This window comes from Hymenobacter sp. BRD128 (genome assembly GCF_013256625.1).
Taxonomy (GTDB): Bacteria; Bacteroidota; Bacteroidia; order Cytophagales; family Hymenobacteraceae; genus Hymenobacter.
In genome coordinates this window covers 4,393,284-4,411,386 of the sequence record NZ_CP053908.1, presented here as the reverse complement: position 1 = coordinate 4,411,386, position 18,103 = coordinate 4,393,284, and the positions used below count along the sequence as shown (strand labels likewise).

Genomic DNA, 18,103 nt, shown 5'->3' with positions numbered 1-18,103 from the left:
CCTTTATTTTTGAAACTACCTATTTGATAAAGGGTCATTTTTGTTTAAGTTTGCTGAACAAGATGTGTAACACCCCTTAATTAAGGGCCTTAGTGAAAACATCTTTATTTTAATTCTCGCCCTCCTCCCCCTCCCCACCCCCTCGATTTTGCCAACTCATTTTCTACCTATACCTAACTGGTTAGTATGGCACCGCAGGGAAAACCAACCGTCGTTGTTATCGGCAACGGCATGGTCGGCTACAAATTTTGCGAGAAGCTCCTCGCCAAATCGACCGCTTTTAACCTCGTAGTATTTGGCGAAGAGCCCCGCGTGGCCTACGACCGCGTGCACCTGAGCGAGTATTTCGGCGGCAAAACCGCCGACGACCTGCTGATGGCCCCCCAGCAGTGGTACCACGACCATGGTATCGTGCTGCATCTGGGCGATGCCGTGCAGGAAATCGACCGGGCTAGCCGCACGGTGCACGCCCGCAGTGGCCTCGTGCAGCCCTACGACTACCTGGTGCTGGCCACCGGCTCGTCGGCCTTCGTGCCCGATGTGCCGGGCGTGGAAAAGAAAGGCGTGATGGTGTACCGCACCATCGAGGACCTCGACCAGATAAAGGCCTACGCCGCCACCGCCCGCAGCGGCGCCGTACTCGGCGGTGGCCTGCTTGGCCTCGAAGCCGCTAAGGCCCTGCTCGACCTTGGCGTGGCCGATGCCCACGTGGTGGAGTTTGCCCCCCGCCTGATGCCCAGGCAGATAGACGCCGCCGGCAGCGCCATGCTGCAAAGCAAGCTGGAGGCGCTAGGGTTGAAAATTCACCTCAGCAAAGCTACCTCGCACATCGGCGGCGAGGGCAAGATTGACGCGCTGCACTTCGGCGACGGCTCCATTCTGGAAGTTGATATGCTGGTGATTTCGGCCGGCATCCGGCCCCGCGACGAGCTAGCCAAGCTAGCCGGCCTGGAAGTGGGCATGCGCGGCGGCATCGTGGTAAACGACGAGATGCGCACCAGCGACTCCAGCATCTTCGCCATCGGCGAGTGCGCGCTGCACGGCGGCATGATTTACGGCCTCGTGGCGCCCGGCTACGACATGGCTGAGGTGGTAGTGAGCCAGTTGCAGCAGGGCGCCCGCGCCTTCACCGGCTACGACATGAGCAGCAAGCTCAAGCTCATCGGCGTAGATGTGGCTAGCTTCGGCGACCCGTTTATCGCGGAGCCGCACAGCCGCAGCATCGTGTTTGAAGACGCGCACAGCGGCGTGTACAAGCGCATCAACCTCAGCCCCGACGGCAAGTACCTACTGGGCGGCGTGCTCATCGGCGATGCCGAAGCCTACAACATGCTGCTGCAAACGGTCAACAACAAAATCGTGCTGCCGCCGCACCCCGAAGACCTCATCCTGGGTGCCCGCGGCGGCGAGGCGAGCGAAGGCGCCGGCGTAATGAGCCTGCCCAACGAGGCCCTGGTGTGCTCGTGCGAGGCCGTAACTAAAGGCATGATTTGCGATGCCGTGACCGAGCTGGGCGCTACCAGCGTGGACGCGATGAAGAAATGCAATAAGGCCGGCACTGGCTGCGGCGGCTGCGTGCCCATGGTGAAGGACCTCATCAACGGCACACTCACGGCGCAGGGCGCCTACATCAAAAACGTACTGTGCGAGCACTTCGACTACTCGCGCCAGGAGCTGTTCGACTTATTGAAAATCAACGACATTCGTACCTATAGCGCGGCGCTCGACCACTTTGGCACCGGCGATGGCTGCGAGGTGTGCAAGCCCGCCGTGGGCAGCATCTTGTCGGGCCTCTGGAACGAGCTGATTGTCAAGCAAAACACCATCCAGGATACCAACGACCGCTACCTGGCTAACATCCAGAAGGGCGGCAGCTACTCGGTGATGCCGCGCATGGCGGGCGGCGAGGTATCGCCCCAGCAGCTGATGGCCATCGGTCGCATCGCGGAGAAGTACAACCTGTACACCAAGATTACGGGTGGCCAGCGCATCGACATGTTCGGGGCGCACGTCAGCGACTTGCCTAATATCTGGGAGGAGCTGATTGCCGAGGGCTTTGAGAGCGGGCACGCCTACGGCAAGAGCCTGCGCACCGTGAAAAGCTGCGTGGGCAGCACCTGGTGCCGCTACGGCCTGCACGACAGCGTGAGCTTCGCCATCGAAATCGAAAATCGGTACAAGGGCATTCGCTCGCCCCACAAAATGAAGAGCGGCGTGAGTGGCTGCGTGCGCGAATGCGCTGAGGCCCAAGCCAAAGACTTCGGCGTAATTGCCACCGAAAAGGGTTGGAACCTGTACGTGTGCGGCAACGGCGGCGCCAAGCCCCAGCACGCCCAGCTGCTAGCCGCCGATATTGATAAAGAAACCCTCCTCAAGTACCTCGACCGCTTCCTGATGTTCTACATTAAGACGGCCGACCCGCTGATGCGCACCGCCACTTGGCTCAACAAGCTGGACGGCGGCATAGCCTACCTCAAAAACGTGGTCATCAACGACAGCCTCGGCATCTGTGCCGACCTGGAGGCAGAAATCGCGCTGCTCATCAAAAATTACCATTGCGAGTGGAAGGAAGTGGTCGAAAACCCGGAGCTGCGCAAGCAGTTCACCCACTTCGTGAACGCGCCCCAGGTGAAAGACCCCACGATGGAATTTGCCGAGATGCGCGGGCAAAAAATGTCCAAAGCCTGGTAAACCCATTGGCCCGAACAGCAATAACCGGATGGCCCCGATGGCGCGAGGCTCGTGCCGACTATTCGCGGGCCTCTGGCCCGCACGCTAGGGCACGCTGGTAAAACTAGTTCCAACAACGCTTGCAGATGCGCCGGCCAGAGGCCGGCAAATAGATGGCACGGGGCAGCGCCCCGCGCCATCACATACAATCAATTAGTGAATAGCTTTTTATGGAAACGCTGACCGCAGTTACCTGGCTCCCCGTGTGCCGGACCTCCGACGTGCCCGCCGACGGCGGGGCCTGCGCCCTGGTAGAGGGCGAGCAGGTGGCCATTTTCAACTTTGCCCGGCGCGGCGAGTGGTACGCCACCCAAAACCTGTGCCCCCACAAGCAGCAGATGATACTGGCCAGGGGCATGATTGGCAGCACCGGCGAGGCTTGCGAGCCCAAGGTGGCCTGCCCCTACCACAAGCGCACCTTCTCGCTACTCACCGGCGAGTGCCTGAATGCCGATGAGTGCGCTATTCAGACCTATCCTATTCGGGTAGAAGGCGATATGGTATACATCGGCTGGGCCTGATGCTATATAGTGTGGACTCTGTGAGTCCGCGCGGCGAACTACTCTAAATACCTCTATTCGCGGACTAAAAGTCCGCGCTACTTCGCACCAAACCACTTGCTTATGGACTCCCTTGCTACTGCCCAGCAGCCGCTGACCCGGCTCAACATCTTCGCCGCCAAGGGCGTGCAAATGCGCACGTTTCACCTCACGTGGCTCACGTTTTTCTTCTGCTTTTTTGGGTGGTTTGGCATTGCGCCGCTCATGCCGCTGGTGCGCGAGCAGCTGCACCTCGATAAGGGGCAGGTGGGCAACATCGTGATTGCCTCGGTGTCGGCCACCATTCTGGCGCGCCTACTCATGGGCAAGCTCTGCGACACCATCGGCCCGCGGCTAGCCTACACCTTGCTGCTAGCGGTGGGTGCCATTCCGGTCATGCTTATCGGACTGAGCAACAGCTACCAGAGCTTCCTGCTGTTCCGGCTAGCCATCGGCATTATTGGTGCCTCGTTTGTCATTACGCAGTTTCACACCTCAATGATGTTTGCGCCCAATGTGGTGGGCACCGCCAACGCCGTGGCCGGCGGCTGGGGCAACCTTGGTGGCGGCATCGCCAACATGGTGATGCCCCTGGTAGCCGCCGCCTTCGTGAGCCTGGGCTACGTGGACAAAGCCAACTCGTGGCGGCTGGCGATGGTCGTACCCGGCGTTATTCTGCTGATAATGGCCGTGTTGTACTACAACTACACTGAAGACACGCCGCGCGGCAACTACGCCGATATTGAGCGCGACGCCACGACGCAGAAGAAAGGCACCTTCCTGCTGGCCCTGCGCGACTACCGCACCTGGCTGTTGGCGCTGGCCTACGGCGCCTGCTTCGGCATCGAAATCACCATCGACAACGTGGCCGCCGTGTACTTCGTCGACCACTTTGGGGCCACGCTGGTGGCGGCGGGCCTGCTGGCCGGCATCTTTGGCTTCATGAACATCTTCGCGAGGGGCCTGGGTGGCATCGTGGCCGACCGCACCGGCCGCGCCTACGGCCTCAAGGGCAAGTGGGTGCTGCTGAGCGCCTTCCTGGTACTCGAAGGCATTGGCATTGCGTTCTTTTCGCTGGCTCCCAGCCTCACGCTGGCCATCGTGTCGATGCTGGTGTTTGCGCTGTTTTTGAAAATGGCCAATGGCTGCACCTACTCCATCGTACCGTTTGTGAACAAGCAGGCCATCGGCAGCGTGAGCGGCATTGTGGGCGCGGGCGGCAACCTCGGCGCTATGCTGGTCGGCTTCCTGTTCAAGTCCAAGGAAATCAGCTACAGCACGGCCTTTCTCTACATCGGCTTCGGGGTGGCGGCCGTGGGCGCGCTGGTACTGCTGGTGCGCCTGCTAGCTAAAGAAACGGGCGAAGCGCCGGCCGAAGCGCCGCTGGCCCTGGCTGGGGCTTAGCCGGCTAGCCTCGCCGGCGGCGGCAGAACGATAACCAAATTCATAAACCACTATGTCAACCCTCTCCCCCGCCTCTCCGTCCATCTGCTGCTACTGCGGGGTAGGCTGCGGGGTGCTGGTGCAGCCCGAGAAAAATGGCGACGTGACCGTGGTCGGCAACCCCGATTACCCCGTGAACAAAGGTGCGCTGTGCAGCAAAGGGCTAAATCTGCAATACACCGTCAACGACCGCTCCGACCGCCTGCTGTACCCGCAGATGCGCTACAGCAAAAACCACCCGGTGCAGCGCGTGAGCTGGGACGAGGCCCTGGCCCGCACCGCGGCCGTTTTCAAGACCTTTATTGACCAGTATGGCCCCGATTCGGTGGCTTTCTACGCCTCGGGTCAGTGCCTCACCGAGGAATACTACGTGCTCAATAAGCTCATGAAGGGCTTTATTGGCAGCAATAATCTCGACACCAACTCGCGCCTGTGCATGAGCAGCGCCGTGGTGGGCTACAAAATGGCGTTGGGCGAAGACAGCGTGCCGGTGTGCTACGACGATATCGAGCTGGCCGACTGCCTGCTGGTGGCCGGCGCCAACCCCGCCTGGTGCCACCCCATCTTGTGGCGCCGCGTGGAGGCGCACAAAGCCGCCAACCCAACCACCAAAGTCATCGTCATTGACCCGCGCGCCACCGACTCTACCGCGCTGGCCGACCTGCACTTGCAGCTCATTCCCGGTACCGATGTGGTGCTGCTTCAAGCCCTGGCTAGGGTGCTCATTGAGAATGGCGACATCGACCTGGCTTTCATCGAGCAGCACGCCGAAGGCTTCGAGACGTACCGCGATAGTGTGCTGGCGCGCCCCCTGGCCGAGTCGGCGCAGCTATGCGGCGTGCCGGAAGAAGCTATTCGACTGGCCGCTAGCTACCTCGGCAGCGCCCGGGCCTTCCTCTCGATGTGGACGATGGGCCTGAACCAGAGTGCCGTGGGGGTCGATAAAAACCTGGCGCTGCTGAATCTGCACCTCATCACGGGTCAGATTGGCCGGCCCGGCGCGGGGCCGCTCTCGCTCACCGGCCAGCCCAATGCGATGGGCGGGCGCGAGGTGGGCGGCCTCAGCAACCTGCTGCCCGCCCACCGCAACCTGGCTAGCCCCGCTCACCGCGCCGAGGTGCAGCAGTTCTGGGGCAGCGGGCCGCTGGCCGCCACGCCCGGCTACACGGCCACCGAAATGTTTGAGGCCCTGGCAGATGGCCGCCTCAAAGCCATCTGGATACTCTGCACCAACCCGCTCACCAGCTTGCCCAACGCACGCCAGGCCGAGGCGGCCCTGGCCAAGGCCAGATTTGTGGTGGTGCAGGAAATCAGCCACAAGCCCGAAACGCTGGCCTACGCCGACGTTATTCTGCCCGCCGCCGCCTGGGCCGAAAAAGAAGGCACCATGACCAATTCGGAGCGCCGCATCAGCCACCTGGCGAAGGTGGTGGCCGCGCCCGGCGAGGCCCTGCCCGATGCCGAAATTATCTGCCGCTTTGCGCGGGCGATGGGCTTTAGTGGTTTCGACTACCCTAGCCCGGCGGCTATCTATGAGGAACATGCGCGCCTGACGGCCGGCACCACGCTCGATATTTCGGGTCTGACTTACCGCATTTTGCAGGAACGCGGGTCGGTGCAGTGGCCCTACCGGGCTAGCCAGCCGGCGCCCGACACAGCCCGCTTATTTACCGACCAGCAGTTTTATACGCCGTCGCGCCGGGCTATCATTCACCCGGTGCAGGTCGCGTTCCGCAGCGAAGCGACGGATACCGATTTTCCTTTCATCCTCACTACCGGCCGCATCCGCGACCAGTGGCACACGATGACCAAGACGGGCAAAGTCAGCAAGCTGAACCAGCACAGCCCCAAGCTTTTCTGGAAATACACCCGCACGATGCCGCCGCGCTGGGCGTGGCCGAGGGCGACCTCGTAACGGTGACCTCGCGCCGGGGTGAGGTGCGCGTGGCGGCGCGGCTGGCGGCGGGCCTACGGCCGGGCGTGGTGTTTTTGCCTATGCACTGGGGCAAGCAGCTAGGCTCCGATTTGAACCGGGCCAACAACGTGACTTCCGGCGCGCTCGACCCCCTTTCCAAGGAACCCGACTTGAAGTTTTGCGCGGTGCACGTCGTCAAGTATGCCAAGCCCCGGCAGCACATCGTCATCATCGGCGCGGGCGCGGGCGCGCACGGCTTCGTGCGGTCGTATCGCGAAGTTAATCAAGAAGATGACATTACCATTTTCAGCAAGGAAGACCAGCCGTTTTATAACCGCGTGATGCTGCCCGACTACATCAGCGGCCACCAAAGCTGGGCGCAGCTGGTAAAAATGCAGGACCACGAGGAGCCGGCCCACGCCATAGCCCTGCGGCGCGGCGTGCACGTGACGGAGGTAAACCGCGCCGAGAAATACGTGGTCGATTCGCTGGGCCAGCGCACCAGCTACGACGTGCTCATCCTGGCCACCGGCAGCCGGGCGGCCGTGCCGCGCGGCGTGCCCACGCTGCCCGGCATCTTCACGATGCGCAGCCGCACCGACGCCGATAACTTCAGGCAGCACCTGCCCGAGCAGGCGCACGTGGTGATAGTGGGGGGTGGCCTGCTCGGCCTCGAAATGGCCGCTTCCTTGCGCGAGGTGGGCACCCGCGTCACGATTATTCAGCGCATTTCGCGGTTTCTCGACCGGCAGCTCGATGCGCTGGGCAGCCAGCTTCTGCAGGAGGAAATGGTGGACCAGGGCTGCGACCTTTACTTCAACGACGAGGTGGAGCTGTACTACGGCCGCGCCCGCCTCACCGGCGTGGGCCTTAAGAGCGGCCGCCGCCTCGACTGCGACGCCCTTATCCTGGCCATCGGCACGGTGCCCAACGTGGAGCTGGCGCGCGACTGCGGGCTAGCCTGCCAGCGCGGCGTGGTGGTCGATGCCCACCTGCAAACCAGCGACCCTAACGTATTTGCGCTGGGCGAAATCGCCGAATTCCAGGGCACGCTCTACGGCATCACGGCGGCGGCCGAGCAGCAGGCGGCCGTGCTGGCCCGCTACCTCAGCGGCGACGTGGCTAGCCAGTACCTGGGCAGTACGTTTATGAACATCATCAAGATTCACGGCTTCGACCTGTGCAGCATCGGCCTGCCCGAATGCCCTAACAGCACTGATTACGAAGAGATTGTCTTTACCGACAAAGCCAAGCGCTACTACAAGAAATGCATCATCCACCAGGACCGGCTAGTGGGCGCCATTCTTATCGGCGATAAACATGAGTTTCAGGAATACCGCGACCTCATCGCCAACCGCACCGAGCTGAGCGACAAGCGCCTGCAACTGCTGCGCAGTGGTGGCCAGGCCACGCCAGTGCTCGGCAGGCTGGTGTGCAGCTGTAATAACGTGGGCGCCGACAACCTGCGCCAGGCCATCGCCACCGGCTGCAACTCGCTCAAGGAACTGTGCGCCAGCACCGGCGCGGGCACCGGCTGCGGCTCGTGCCGCCCGAGGTGCAGCGTATTTTTCAGTTAGCAGTGAGCAATTACCAGTTAGCAGCCCATGAAGCGTGACCGTCATCAACAAGAAAATAATTGCTAATTGCTCATTGAAATTGTCTCACCTCGTCAAAATTAATCTGGCCGGCGGCCTCGTGTCGGCCGGCGATTTGCTCACCATCTTGGAAGCGGCCGAGCGCGCACAAGTCGAGCAAGTGCGGTTTGGCAATCGGCAGCAGCTGTTTTTTGAGGTAGGTGCCACGCACCGGCGCGGGCTGCTGCACACGCTGGGCCAGGCCGGTATCGCGTGCGAGGTCGATGCCGATAAGCACCCCAATATCAGCAGCTCCTACGTGGTGGAGGAAGTTTTTCATAACACGGCCTGGCTGCGCGAGGGCGTGTACCGCAACATTCTGGACCTCTTCGATTACCAGCCCAAGCTGAAAATCAACCTCATCGACCGCCACCAGACGTTCATTCCTTTCTTCACCGGCAACCTCAACTTCATCACCTCCGACACCAGCAATTACTGGTATCTCTACCTGCGCTTTCCGCAAACCAATGCCGTGTACTGCTGGCCCGGCCTCGTTTATTCGGAGGATATCCCCGGCCTGAGCCGCGCCGTGGAATGGGCCATTTTTGCCAATAAGGACCAGTTTTACGACCAGCCGGCGGCCGATGGCGCACTGCTGCACCGCCTCGTGAGCGACAGCCAACGCTTTATCACGCAGCCCATTACTACGCCGCTTAGCCTGCCCGATTTCACGCTGCCCTACTACGAAGGCTTCAACCGCTACGGCAGCAAGCTGTGGCTAGGCATCTACCGGCGCGACGAGCAGTTTTCGGTGGCTTTCCTCAAAGACGTGTGCCAGGTATGCCTGCGCACGCGCCTCGGCCAGCTCTGCACCACGCCCTGGAAGTCGCTCATCATCAAAGGTATTGCCCTGGCCGACCGCCCGCACTGGGACGCCGTGCTGCGCCGCCACCGCATCAACGTGCGCCACGCCGCCAATGAGCTAAACTGGCAGGTCGAGGACCACTGCGCCCACGGCCTAGCCCTGAAGCACGAGCTGGTGCGCCATTTCAACGAGGAGGATGTGCGCACGTTTCAACTGTGCTTTGCTATCAAAACCAAGCCCAAGACCGGCCTGTTCGGCTCCATTGTGGTGCGCCGCCACTTCGACAGCCTCACCCAAACCGGCCTGCACGCCGAGCAGTACGAGGTGCTGCACACCCGCGATTTCAACCCCAACAGCAAGGATTTCATCAGCTTCCGCAAAAAGGTGAGCCGCGAAAACCTACCCTGGTACCTCACCCAGCTCTGCGACCAGTTTTACGAGCAGCAGGCCGCCGCTAGCCTGCCCGCCGCGCCGCCCGCTGAGGTGGCTAGCCCCTCGTCCACAGCTCCTGACCAGCCGCCGCTGTACCAGTGTCGCCGCTGCTTTACTATTTATGATGAGGCCTATGGCGATGCAGCCCAGGGCATTGCGCCCGGCACGCCCTGGGCTGAGCTAGCCAGCTACGCCTGCCCCACCTGCGAGGCGCCGAAAGAGACTTTCGCCGCTGTGACCACCCGCTTTCAGCCAGCATGACGTTCTTTGGCGAAGTATTATCTCCCGCCACATGCCCGACCAAAATCCCCTTTTCCCCGCCTTCCTCAAGCTCGAAAACCTGCGCGTGCTACTCGTGGGCGGCGGCAACGTGGGCCTCGAAAAGCTCACTGCCATCCTGCGCAGCAGCCCCAAAACGGCCGTTACCATCGTCAGCCTCAGCTTTCTACCCGAGCTGCGCGCCCTGGCGGCTAGCCACCCAGGTATCCAGCTCGTCGAGCGCGGCTGGCTCGAAACCGACCTCGACGCGGCCGACATCGTCTTCGCTGCCACCGACGACCCAGCTCTGCATCGCCGCATCAAGGCCGCCGCCCGCCAGCGCCGCCTGCTCGTGAACGTGGCCGACACGCCCGACCTCTGCGACTTCTACCTCTCCTCGGTGGTGCAAAAAGGCCAGCTCAAAGTGGCTATTTCCACCAATGGTAAGTCGCCCACCGTGGCCAAGCGCGTGCGCGCTATGCTGGAGGAAGCCCTGCCCGACGAGTTAGACGAGGTATTGCAGCAGATGACCGTTATCCGGGGCAGGGTGTCCGGCGACTTCGCCGCCAAAGTGAAGTCGCTCAACGCCGTCACGGCCGAGCTGGCCGGCGGCAAGGCATACGAGTCGCCCGCTACTAGGAAGTGGCGGCGCGTGGCCACGGGCGCGCTGCTTGCGGCTGGGGGTTTGCTGGCTAGCCGGCTGTTTCGGCGGCCGGAGTAATAACCAGTTATTCTCTCATCTTTAAATGAGCAAACGGCAACTTACTAACCGCGAACAGTTACGCAAAAACCTGAGAGAGGCAGAACCTAATTCCATCTTACATCAGGAGCTACTGACTGTACAAACTTGCATCGAAAAGCCTCGGGTAAAAGCTATACCTGAGCTAATTAAGCTACTTAAAATAGCGACGACGCAGGAAGCCAAGCATTTTATCGCTGCCATTCTTGGTTCAACAAAAGACCCACGGGTTATCCGGCCGCTTATGCAGGCCGCAGTCGCGCCTGAAAACAAGAATTACAGTTCAAATTTTCTTTGGCCACTAGAGAAATTCGACTGCACGAAGCACCTCAATTTTTTCGTCAACTTCATGCTCAGTCTAGACGACTCTGGTGAAGCAATGCTAGCTTGTAGCTACGTCATCATGGCAATGAAAGGGCCTTTTGTGGCCCAGAACGTCAAGAAGAACATTAAAAGGCTGATGAAAGCCCGACCTACGCAAGACGACCCCGACCTTCAATTACAAGCCGAACACTTTCTGATGGGAGCTGCCGACCACTTAATGGAACAGTATTTTCTACAAGTGGCTAGAGCGTATCATCGTAAGCCGGCCACTCCAACCCCTACTTGCTAAACCCGCTGAAAATCCGTACCTTTGCGGCCCTGTCAAGGCGGCAGGTCGGGGGCTCGCGCCTTCGGAACCAACCCAAAATGCGCCCCGCTCCGGGTTTCGGCGTGGCGTTCAGTAGCTTAGGAACCTGCTAGTAACATGGCAGAAATGGTTGACGACTTCGACTGGGACAATGTTGGAGCAAGCGGCTTCGGCGGCAATTACAACGCCGAGCAACGCGCCGAACTCGAAAAAATGTACGGCGACACCCTCACCACCGTTCAGGAGGAAGAGGTAATTAAAGGCACCGTGGTGGGCATCACCGACCGCGATGTTATCCTGAACATCGGCTTCAAATCGGACGGCCTCGTGCCCCTGAGCGAATTCCGCGACCTGCCCGAGCTCAAAGTGGGCGACGAGGTTGACGTGTTCATCGAAGACCAGGAAGATGCTAACGGTCAGCTCATCCTGAGCCGTAAGAAAGCTAAAATCAAGCAGGCCTGGAACGCTATCTACGCGGCCCTGGAGAATGACACCGTGCTGGAAGGCGTGGTGAAGCGCCGCACCAAGGGCGGCCTCATCATGGAGATGGATGGCGTAGAAGCCTTCCTCCCCGGCTCGCAAATCGACGTGAAACCCATCCGCGACTTCGACATCTATGTTGGTCGCCGCATGGAAGTGAAAGTGGTGAAAATCAACGCTGCTTTCGACAACGTAGTGGTGTCGCACAAAGTCCTGATTGAGAAGGACCTCGAGCAGCAGCGCGAAGCCATCCTGAACAACCTCGAAAAAGGTCAGATTCTGGAAGGCAACATCAAGAACATGACCAACTTCGGCGTGTTCATCGACCTCGGCGGTGTCGATGGTCTGCTGCACATCACGGACATTTCGTGGGGCCGCATCGCTCACCCGAGCGAAGCACTGCAGCTCGACCAGAAACTCAACGTGGTGGTGCTGGACTTCGACGAAGCCAAGAAGCGCATCTCGCTGGGCCTGAAGCAACTGACGCCCCACCCGTGGGATTCGCTGCCGGCCGACCTCGGCCCCGGCTCGCGCGTACAGGGCCGCATCGTGAACGTAGCCGACTACGGCGCGTTCATGGAAGTGGTACCGGGCGTTGAAGGCCTCATCCACGTTTCGGAAATGAGCTGGAGCCAGCACCTGCGCAACCCGCAGGACTTCATCAAGCAGGGCGACACGGTAGAGGCAGTCGTACTGACCCTCGACCGCGAAGACCGCAAGATGAGCCTGGGCATCAAGCAACTGACCGAAGACCCGTGGACCCGCGCCGACTTCGCTGAGAAGTTTGCCGTAGGCACCAAGCACAGCGGCGCCGTGCGCAACCTGACCAACTTCGGCCTGTTCGTAGAGCTGGAAGAAGGTGTGGATGGCCTCGTGCACGTATCGGACCTGTCGTGGACCAAGAAAATTAAGCACCCTTCGGAGGTGGTGAAGGTTGGCGACAAGCTCGACGTAGTAGTACTGGAGCTGGATATGCCCGCTCGCCGCCTAGCCCTGGGCGTGAAGCAGTTGGAAGAAAACCCCTGGGATACTTTCCAGACGGTGTTCACCCCTGGCTCGGTGCACAAGGCGACCATCACCGAGAAGTCGGACCGTGGCGCGGTACTCGAACTGCCGTACGGCATCGAGGGCTTCGCTTACCCCAAAGGCCTGGTGAAAGAGGATGGCACGACCGCCGAGAACGGCGAGCAGCTGGACTTCCGCGTTACCGAGTTCTCGAAGGATGACCGCCGCATCGTGCTCTCGCACACCGCCGTGTTCAACAAAGAGGACGAAAGCAACAAGACGACCAACTCGAAATTTGCCAAGAAGGCCCCGACCGGTGGCGCTGGCGCTAGCCAGGGCGAAGGCAAGCTGAGCGACCTTAAGAAGCCCGCTGAGAAGAACACTCTCGGCGACCTCGACGCCCTCAGCGCCCTGCGCGACCAGCTTGCTGGCGCCGAGCGCCAGGCCGGCGAAGACAAGCTGCGCGCCCGCCAGGATGCTCCCGCCGCCGGCGCTGCTCCCGACAACGCGGAGATTGCCTAAGCGCTAGCTATAGGTTAAAATGAGAAGCCCCAGCCTTGCGGCTGGGGCTTTTTTATGCCTTAGCAATTTGGCAATACAAGGTTTTTGCGTACCTTTGTGCCCCCAAGCCGGTAACGTGACCGAGTGGCTAGGTAGAGGTCTGCAAAACCTCCTACGGCGGTTCGAATCCGCCCGTTACCTCGAAAGCCCCCATTGCTTCTGCTGAAGCGGTGGGGGCTTTTTTGTGCCTTGGCTGCCCAACACCGGCCACTTAAGCAGCGTACTGCCTACCTTGCCGGACTGCTGGCCGGGCCGGCACCTTATCCTTGTTTTGGCTATATGAAGATTATTGACCTCCGCACCATGCGCGGGCCGAGCTACTGGTCGGTGAAGCACTACCGCCTGATTGTATGCAAAGTTGATTTACAAGAATTTGCCGGCGAATGGAGCAATACCATTGACGGCTTTGCCGAGCGTCTCACGGCCCTGCTGCCCGGCATTGGGCAGCCTCAGCAGGCTAGCCGGCCGTCGAGCAAGCAGCTCGCTAAGCACCCACCCCTGACGCAAGAGCAGCTGGCCGATGGCGAGCCGCTGGGGCACGTTATCCAGCACGTGGCGCTGGAGTTGCAGCGCCAGGCTGGCATGCCGGTTTACTGGGGCAAAAGCTACCCGGCCCGCGAGGAAGGCGTAGAGTACGTGGTGTTTGCCTACCAGGAAGAGCGCGCTGGCCGCTACGCCGCCGAGGCCGCCGTAGACCTGGTAGAGGCGCTCTGCAAGGGCGAGGCATTCAGCCTCAAGCCGGTTATCAACGAGCTGCACGACATTCGGGAAGAAGAGTTTTTCGGGCCGAGCACCTGGAGCATTGTGGCCGAGGCTGCCTCGCGCAACATTCCGTACATTCAGCTGAAAAACAGCTCAATAATTCAGCTTGGCTACGGTGTAAACCAGCGCCGCATCTGGGCTACCACTACCAACCTGACCTCGCACGCGGGCGTGGAGGTGGCCGGCAATAAAAACCGCACCAAGGCTATGCTGGCCGATGGCGGCGTGCCGGTGCCGCGCGGCACCACCGTGTATTCGGAAGACGGCCTGCGCGACGCTATCGAGGAGTTGGGCTTTCCCATCGTGACCAAGCCGCTCGATGGCAACCACGGCAAAGGCGCCACCATCCGCATCACGAACTGGGACGACGCCGTGGAAGGGCTTAAAGCGGCCAAAGAATACTCGCGGGCCGTGATTGTGGAGCAGTTTGTGGAGGGCGACGACTACCGCCTGCTGGTGGTGAATGGCAAGCTTATTGCCGCCGCCAAGCGCACGCCCGCTGCCGTAACGGGCGATGGGCAAAAAACTATCCAGCAGCTCATTGAGGAAGTAAATAAGGACCCGCGCCGGGGCGTGGGTCACGAAAAAGTACTCACCAGCATCAAGGCTGACCAGCACACGCTGGACATCTTAAAGGGCCGCGACCTGACCCTGGAATCGGTGCTACCGGCCGGCGAAACGCTGTATCTCAAGAGCACCGCCAACATCAGCACCGGTGGCACGGCCACCGACGTGACCGACCTCATTCACCCCTACAACCTGCTGCTGGCCGAGCGCGTGGCGGGTATCGTGGGCCTCGACATCTGCGGCATCGACTTGCTAACCAGCGACATCGCTATTCCGCTGAATGAAACGCGCGGCGCGGTGATTGAGGTGAACGCGGCCCCCGGCTTCCGGATGCACATCGCGCCTACTGATGGCCTGCCGCGCAACGTGGCGGCGCCGGTGATTGACATGCTCTTTCCGCCCGGCTCAACGGCGCGGATTCCAATTATCGCCGTGACCGGCACTAATGGCAAGACCACCACCACGCGCCTCATTGCGCACTTGGTGGCTAGCATCGGCTACAAGGTCGGCTTTACGACTACCGATGGCATTTATATTCAAGGTGTTCAGCTGCAAAAAGGCGACTGCACCGGCGGGCAAAGCGCCGAATTTGTGCTGCGTGACCCCACGGTGAACTACGCCGTGCTGGAGACGGCGCGCGGCGGCATGCTGCGCTCGGGCTTAGGCTTCCACACCTGCGACATTGCGGTGGTAACCAACGTGGCGGCCGACCACCTGGGTATGCGCGACATCCATACCGTGGAGGAAATGGCGGCCGTGAAGGGCGTGCTGCCCCGCACGGTGCAGAAATACGGCTGGGCCGTGCTCAACGCCGACGACGACCTGGTGTATGAGATGGGCCGTAACCTCGACTGCCGCGTAGCTTATTTTTCGATGAATGAGCATAATCCGCGTATTCAGGAGCACGTGGAGGCCGGCGGCGTGGCGGCCGTGTACGAGGAAGGCTACCTCACGATTTACAAGAACTCGTACAAGCTGCGCATCGACCGGGCGGCCGAGTTTCCGGTCACGTTTGGCGGGCGGGCTACCTTTAACATTGAAAATTCGCTGGCCGCCGCCCTGGCCGGCTATCTGGCGGGCTTTGACAAGGACACGATTAAGACGGCGTTCCGCACCTTCGTGCCCTCGGCAACCAAGACGCCGGGCCGCATGAACGTCTACAAGTTTCCGCGCTTCGAGGTGATTGTGGACTACGCGCACAATACGGCGGGCATCAGCAAGTTTGCCGACTTTATGAACGCCACGCCGGCTAGCCGCAAAATCGGCGTGGTGAGCGGCCTGGGCGACCGCCGCGATGAAGATACTTTAGGGTTTGCGCGCATCGCGGGCCGCATTTTCGACGAGGTTATTTTGCGGCAGGACCGGGATTTGCGCGGCAAGTCGGCTGAGTTTCTGCAAGAAATAATGACGCGCGGCCTGCGCCTCGACAAGCCCGAGCTGCCCATTACCTACATTGAGAATGAGCTGGATGCCATCGACCACGTGCTGGCCACGGCGCCCGATGGCGCCGTCATCACGCTGCTAACCGAGAATATCAGCGGCACGCTTAAGAAGCTCGACGAGTTTGAGGCCAGCCTCAAAAACGGCTAGCCTGCTCTTGTACGTTTGTCTTTTCTACGTCTGTCATGCTGACGACGGAAGTATCTCGTTAGGTTTGCCCCCCAATGCGCTATCCTGGCAAGATGCTTCCTTGGCCAGCATGGCAGATGTTTTTTAGCGCCTTTTTAGCTGCCCTACCCTCCTACCCAACCCTTTTTTCGATGAAATACTTTGCCCATGCCGCCCTAGCAGCGGCAGCTTTGTGGCTGGCAGGCTGCCAGTCGGGTTCAACGGCTGATAAGGCTAGCCAGGATACTACGGCTAGCGCCAGCGGCGACAAGGACCTGAACGCCTTGTTTGACAGCTACTGGGAGAAAAGCTCTAAGCTCTTTCCGCTCGATGCTACGGCCTACGGCGACAACCGCTACAACGACCAGCTGCCCAACAACCAGACGCACGCGTTCCGCGATACGCTGCGCACTTTTTACCAGAGCTACCTGACGCGCCTCCAGAAATTTGACCGCGAGAAGCTGGATGCCAACGACAAAATCAGCTACGACATCTTTCAGTACGAGATGAACCACGGGCTAGCCGGCCTAAAGCTGAACACGTGGATGATGCCGGCCAACCAGTTTTACGGCCTGCCCATCACGCTGGGCCAGTACGGCTCGGGGCAGGGCATTCAGCCCTTTAAGACGGTGAAGGACTACGACAACTGGCTAGGGCGGGTGCGCGGCTTCACGGCCTGGACCGACTCGGCCATTGCCAATTTCCGCACCGGCATGAAGTCGGGCGTGGTACTGCCGCGCGCCTTGGTGGTGCGCATGGTGCCCCAGCTCACGGCCAAGGATATTGTGGTGACGGACCCGACTAAGAGCTTGTATTACGGGCCAATAGCGAATTTTCCGAAAGACTTTTCGGACGCCGATAAGACGCGCCTAACGGCTGCTTACAAGCAAGCCATCCTCACCGAGCTGGTGCCCGCCTACAAAAAGTTGGGCACCTTTATGCAGACGGAGTACCTGCCCAAGGCCCGCGCCACGAGCGGCATCGACGCGGTGAACGGCGGCAAGGACATCTACGCCTACGATGTGAAGTACGAGACGACGACCGACAAGACGCCGGCCGAAATCTACCAGACTGGGCAGGCCGAGGTGGCGCGCATCCGGGCCCAGATGGAAAAAATCAAAGCTGAAGTAGGCTTCAAGGGCGACCTGCCGGCATTCTTCAAGTACCTGAATACTGACCCCAAATTTCGGCCCTTCAAAACGCCGCAGCAGGTACTGGCGGCCTTCGAGAACATTCACCAGCGGATGCTACCCAACCTGAAAACGATGTTTGGGCGCACGCCTAAAACGCCGTTTGAGATTCGCGAAACCGAGAAATTCCGCGAGGCCTCGGCATCGGCCGAGTACAACCAGGGCTCGCCGGACGGCTCGCGACCGGGCATTTTCTACGTGCCCATTCCCGATGCCACCAAGTTTGCCACCACCTCGGGCATGGAATCGCTGTTTTTGCACGAGGCCATTCCGGGCCACCACTACCAGATTTCACTGCAGCAGGAGAATACCAGCCTGCCCAAGTTCCGGCGCTTTGGCGGCCAAAACGCCTACGTGGAGGGCTGGGCGCTGTATTGCGAAAGCCTGGGCCCCGAACTGGGCCTCTACAAAGACCCCTACCAGCGCATGGGCGCCCTCGGCGACGAGATGCTGCGCGCCGTGCGCCTGGTAGTAGACACGGGCCTGCACTCGCGCCAGCTCAGCCGCGAAGAAGCCATCACCTATTTGCTTAATAACCTGAGCACTACACCCGACGAAGCCACCTCGGCCATCGAGCGCTACATGGCCATTCCGGGCCAGGCGCTGGGGTATAAAATCGGGCAGCTCAAAATCCGGGAGCTGCGCGCCAAGTACGAGAAGCAGCTCGGCAGCAAGTTCAAGCTCAGCGACTTTCACGACGAGCTGCTGAAAGACGGCTCGATGCCGCTAGCCGTGCTCGAAAAGAAAATGGACGCCTGGGCGGCCGGGGTGCAGTAAGCCCTGGCCCCGACCAAAAAAGCCCCG

The 18,103-nt window shown here is 60.7% G+C and carries 11 protein-coding genes and 1 tRNA gene; all 12 read left to right on the top strand.

Annotation, left to right across the window (positions count from 1 at the left end; all coding sequences use genetic code 11):
- The first annotated feature begins 186 nt into the window (after positions 1-186).
- The 12 genes from nirB to GKZ68_RS19480 all read left to right on the top strand — a co-directional run bounded on the left by nirB (position 187) and on the right by GKZ68_RS19480 (position 18,076).
- Complete coding sequence (gene nirB, locus GKZ68_RS19530) at positions 187-2,691, top strand: nitrite reductase large subunit NirB (protein ID WP_173117758.1); 2,505 nt, start codon at positions 187-189, stop codon at positions 2,689-2,691.
- Between the two features lie 209 nt (positions 2,692-2,900).
- Entirely contained in the window at positions 2,901-3,251 is a 351-nt protein-coding gene (nirD, locus tag GKZ68_RS19525) for a nitrite reductase small subunit NirD (protein WP_173117756.1), read from the top strand.
- Positions 3,252-3,353: 102 nt separating this feature from the next.
- Positions 3,354-4,673 (top strand): NarK family nitrate/nitrite MFS transporter, encoded by a 1,320-nt coding sequence (locus tag GKZ68_RS19520; RefSeq protein WP_173117753.1) that lies wholly within the window; start codon positions 3,354-3,356, stop codon positions 4,671-4,673.
- A 52-nt stretch (positions 4,674-4,725) separates the two neighbouring features.
- Complete coding sequence (locus GKZ68_RS22830; protein ID WP_367949182.1) at positions 4,726-6,627, top strand: molybdopterin oxidoreductase family protein; 1,902 nt, start codon at positions 4,726-4,728, stop codon at positions 6,625-6,627.
- The gene (locus GKZ68_RS22825; protein WP_367949235.1) at positions 6,570-8,204 is read left to right on the top strand and encodes an FAD-dependent oxidoreductase; all 1,635 of its coding nucleotides are present in this window, start codon (positions 6,570-6,572) and stop codon (positions 8,202-8,204) included. Before GKZ68_RS22830 ends, GKZ68_RS22825 begins: the two co-directional genes overlap by 58 nt.
- A gap of 79 nt (positions 8,205-8,283) precedes the next feature.
- Positions 8,284-9,759 carry a rubredoxin gene (locus GKZ68_RS19510; RefSeq protein ID WP_254244076.1) on the top strand — a complete coding sequence of 492 codons (1,476 nt, stop codon included), beginning with the start codon at positions 8,284-8,286 and terminating at the stop codon, positions 9,757-9,759.
- A gap of 31 nt (positions 9,760-9,790) precedes the next feature.
- Positions 9,791-10,477, top strand: a complete 687-nt coding sequence (locus tag GKZ68_RS19505; RefSeq protein WP_173117749.1) for a bifunctional precorrin-2 dehydrogenase/sirohydrochlorin ferrochelatase — start codon at positions 9,791-9,793, stop codon at positions 10,475-10,477.
- 25 nt (positions 10,478-10,502) lie between these two features.
- Entirely contained in the window at positions 10,503-11,108 is a 606-nt protein-coding gene (locus tag GKZ68_RS19500; RefSeq protein WP_173117747.1) for a hypothetical protein, read from the top strand.
- Between the two features lie 135 nt (positions 11,109-11,243).
- Positions 11,244-13,133 (top strand): 30S ribosomal protein S1, encoded by a 1,890-nt coding sequence (gene rpsA / locus GKZ68_RS19495; protein ID WP_173117745.1) that lies wholly within the window; start codon positions 11,244-11,246, stop codon positions 13,131-13,133.
- 109 nt (positions 13,134-13,242) lie between these two features.
- Positions 13,243-13,313, top strand: a tRNA-Cys gene (locus GKZ68_RS19490).
- A gap of 138 nt (positions 13,314-13,451) precedes the next feature.
- The gene (cphA, locus tag GKZ68_RS19485; protein WP_173117743.1) at positions 13,452-16,091 is read left to right on the top strand and encodes a cyanophycin synthetase; all 2,640 of its coding nucleotides are present in this window, start codon (positions 13,452-13,454) and stop codon (positions 16,089-16,091) included.
- Between the two features lie 170 nt (positions 16,092-16,261).
- Complete coding sequence (locus GKZ68_RS19480) at positions 16,262-18,076, top strand: DUF885 family protein (protein WP_173117741.1); 1,815 nt, start codon at positions 16,262-16,264, stop codon at positions 18,074-18,076.
- Positions 18,077-18,103: the final 27 nt, after the last annotated feature.

What these genes read in the sequence shown, in the direction of transcription:
- nirB (WP_173117758.1), top strand. Translation starts at nt 187, where the DNA reads ATGGCACCGCAGGGAAAACCAACCGTCGTTGTTATCGGCAACGGCATG.
- nirD (WP_173117756.1), top strand. Translation starts at nt 2,901, where the DNA reads ATGGAAACGCTGACCGCAGTTACCTGGCTCCCCGTGTGCCGGACCTCC.
- GKZ68_RS19520 (WP_173117753.1), top strand. Translation starts at nt 3,354, where the DNA reads ATGGACTCCCTTGCTACTGCCCAGCAGCCGCTGACCCGGCTCAACATC.
- GKZ68_RS22830 (WP_367949182.1), top strand. Translation starts at nt 4,726, where the DNA reads ATGTCAACCCTCTCCCCCGCCTCTCCGTCCATCTGCTGCTACTGCGGG.
- GKZ68_RS19505 (WP_173117749.1), top strand. Translation starts at nt 9,791, where the DNA reads ATGCCCGACCAAAATCCCCTTTTCCCCGCCTTCCTCAAGCTCGAAAAC.
- GKZ68_RS19500 (WP_173117747.1), top strand. Translation starts at nt 10,503, where the DNA reads ATGAGCAAACGGCAACTTACTAACCGCGAACAGTTACGCAAAAACCTG.
- rpsA (WP_173117745.1), top strand. Translation starts at nt 11,244, where the DNA reads ATGGCAGAAATGGTTGACGACTTCGACTGGGACAATGTTGGAGCAAGC.
- cphA (WP_173117743.1), top strand. Translation starts at nt 13,452, where the DNA reads ATGAAGATTATTGACCTCCGCACCATGCGCGGGCCGAGCTACTGGTCG.
- GKZ68_RS19480 (WP_173117741.1), top strand. Translation starts at nt 16,262, where the DNA reads ATGAAATACTTTGCCCATGCCGCCCTAGCAGCGGCAGCTTTGTGGCTG.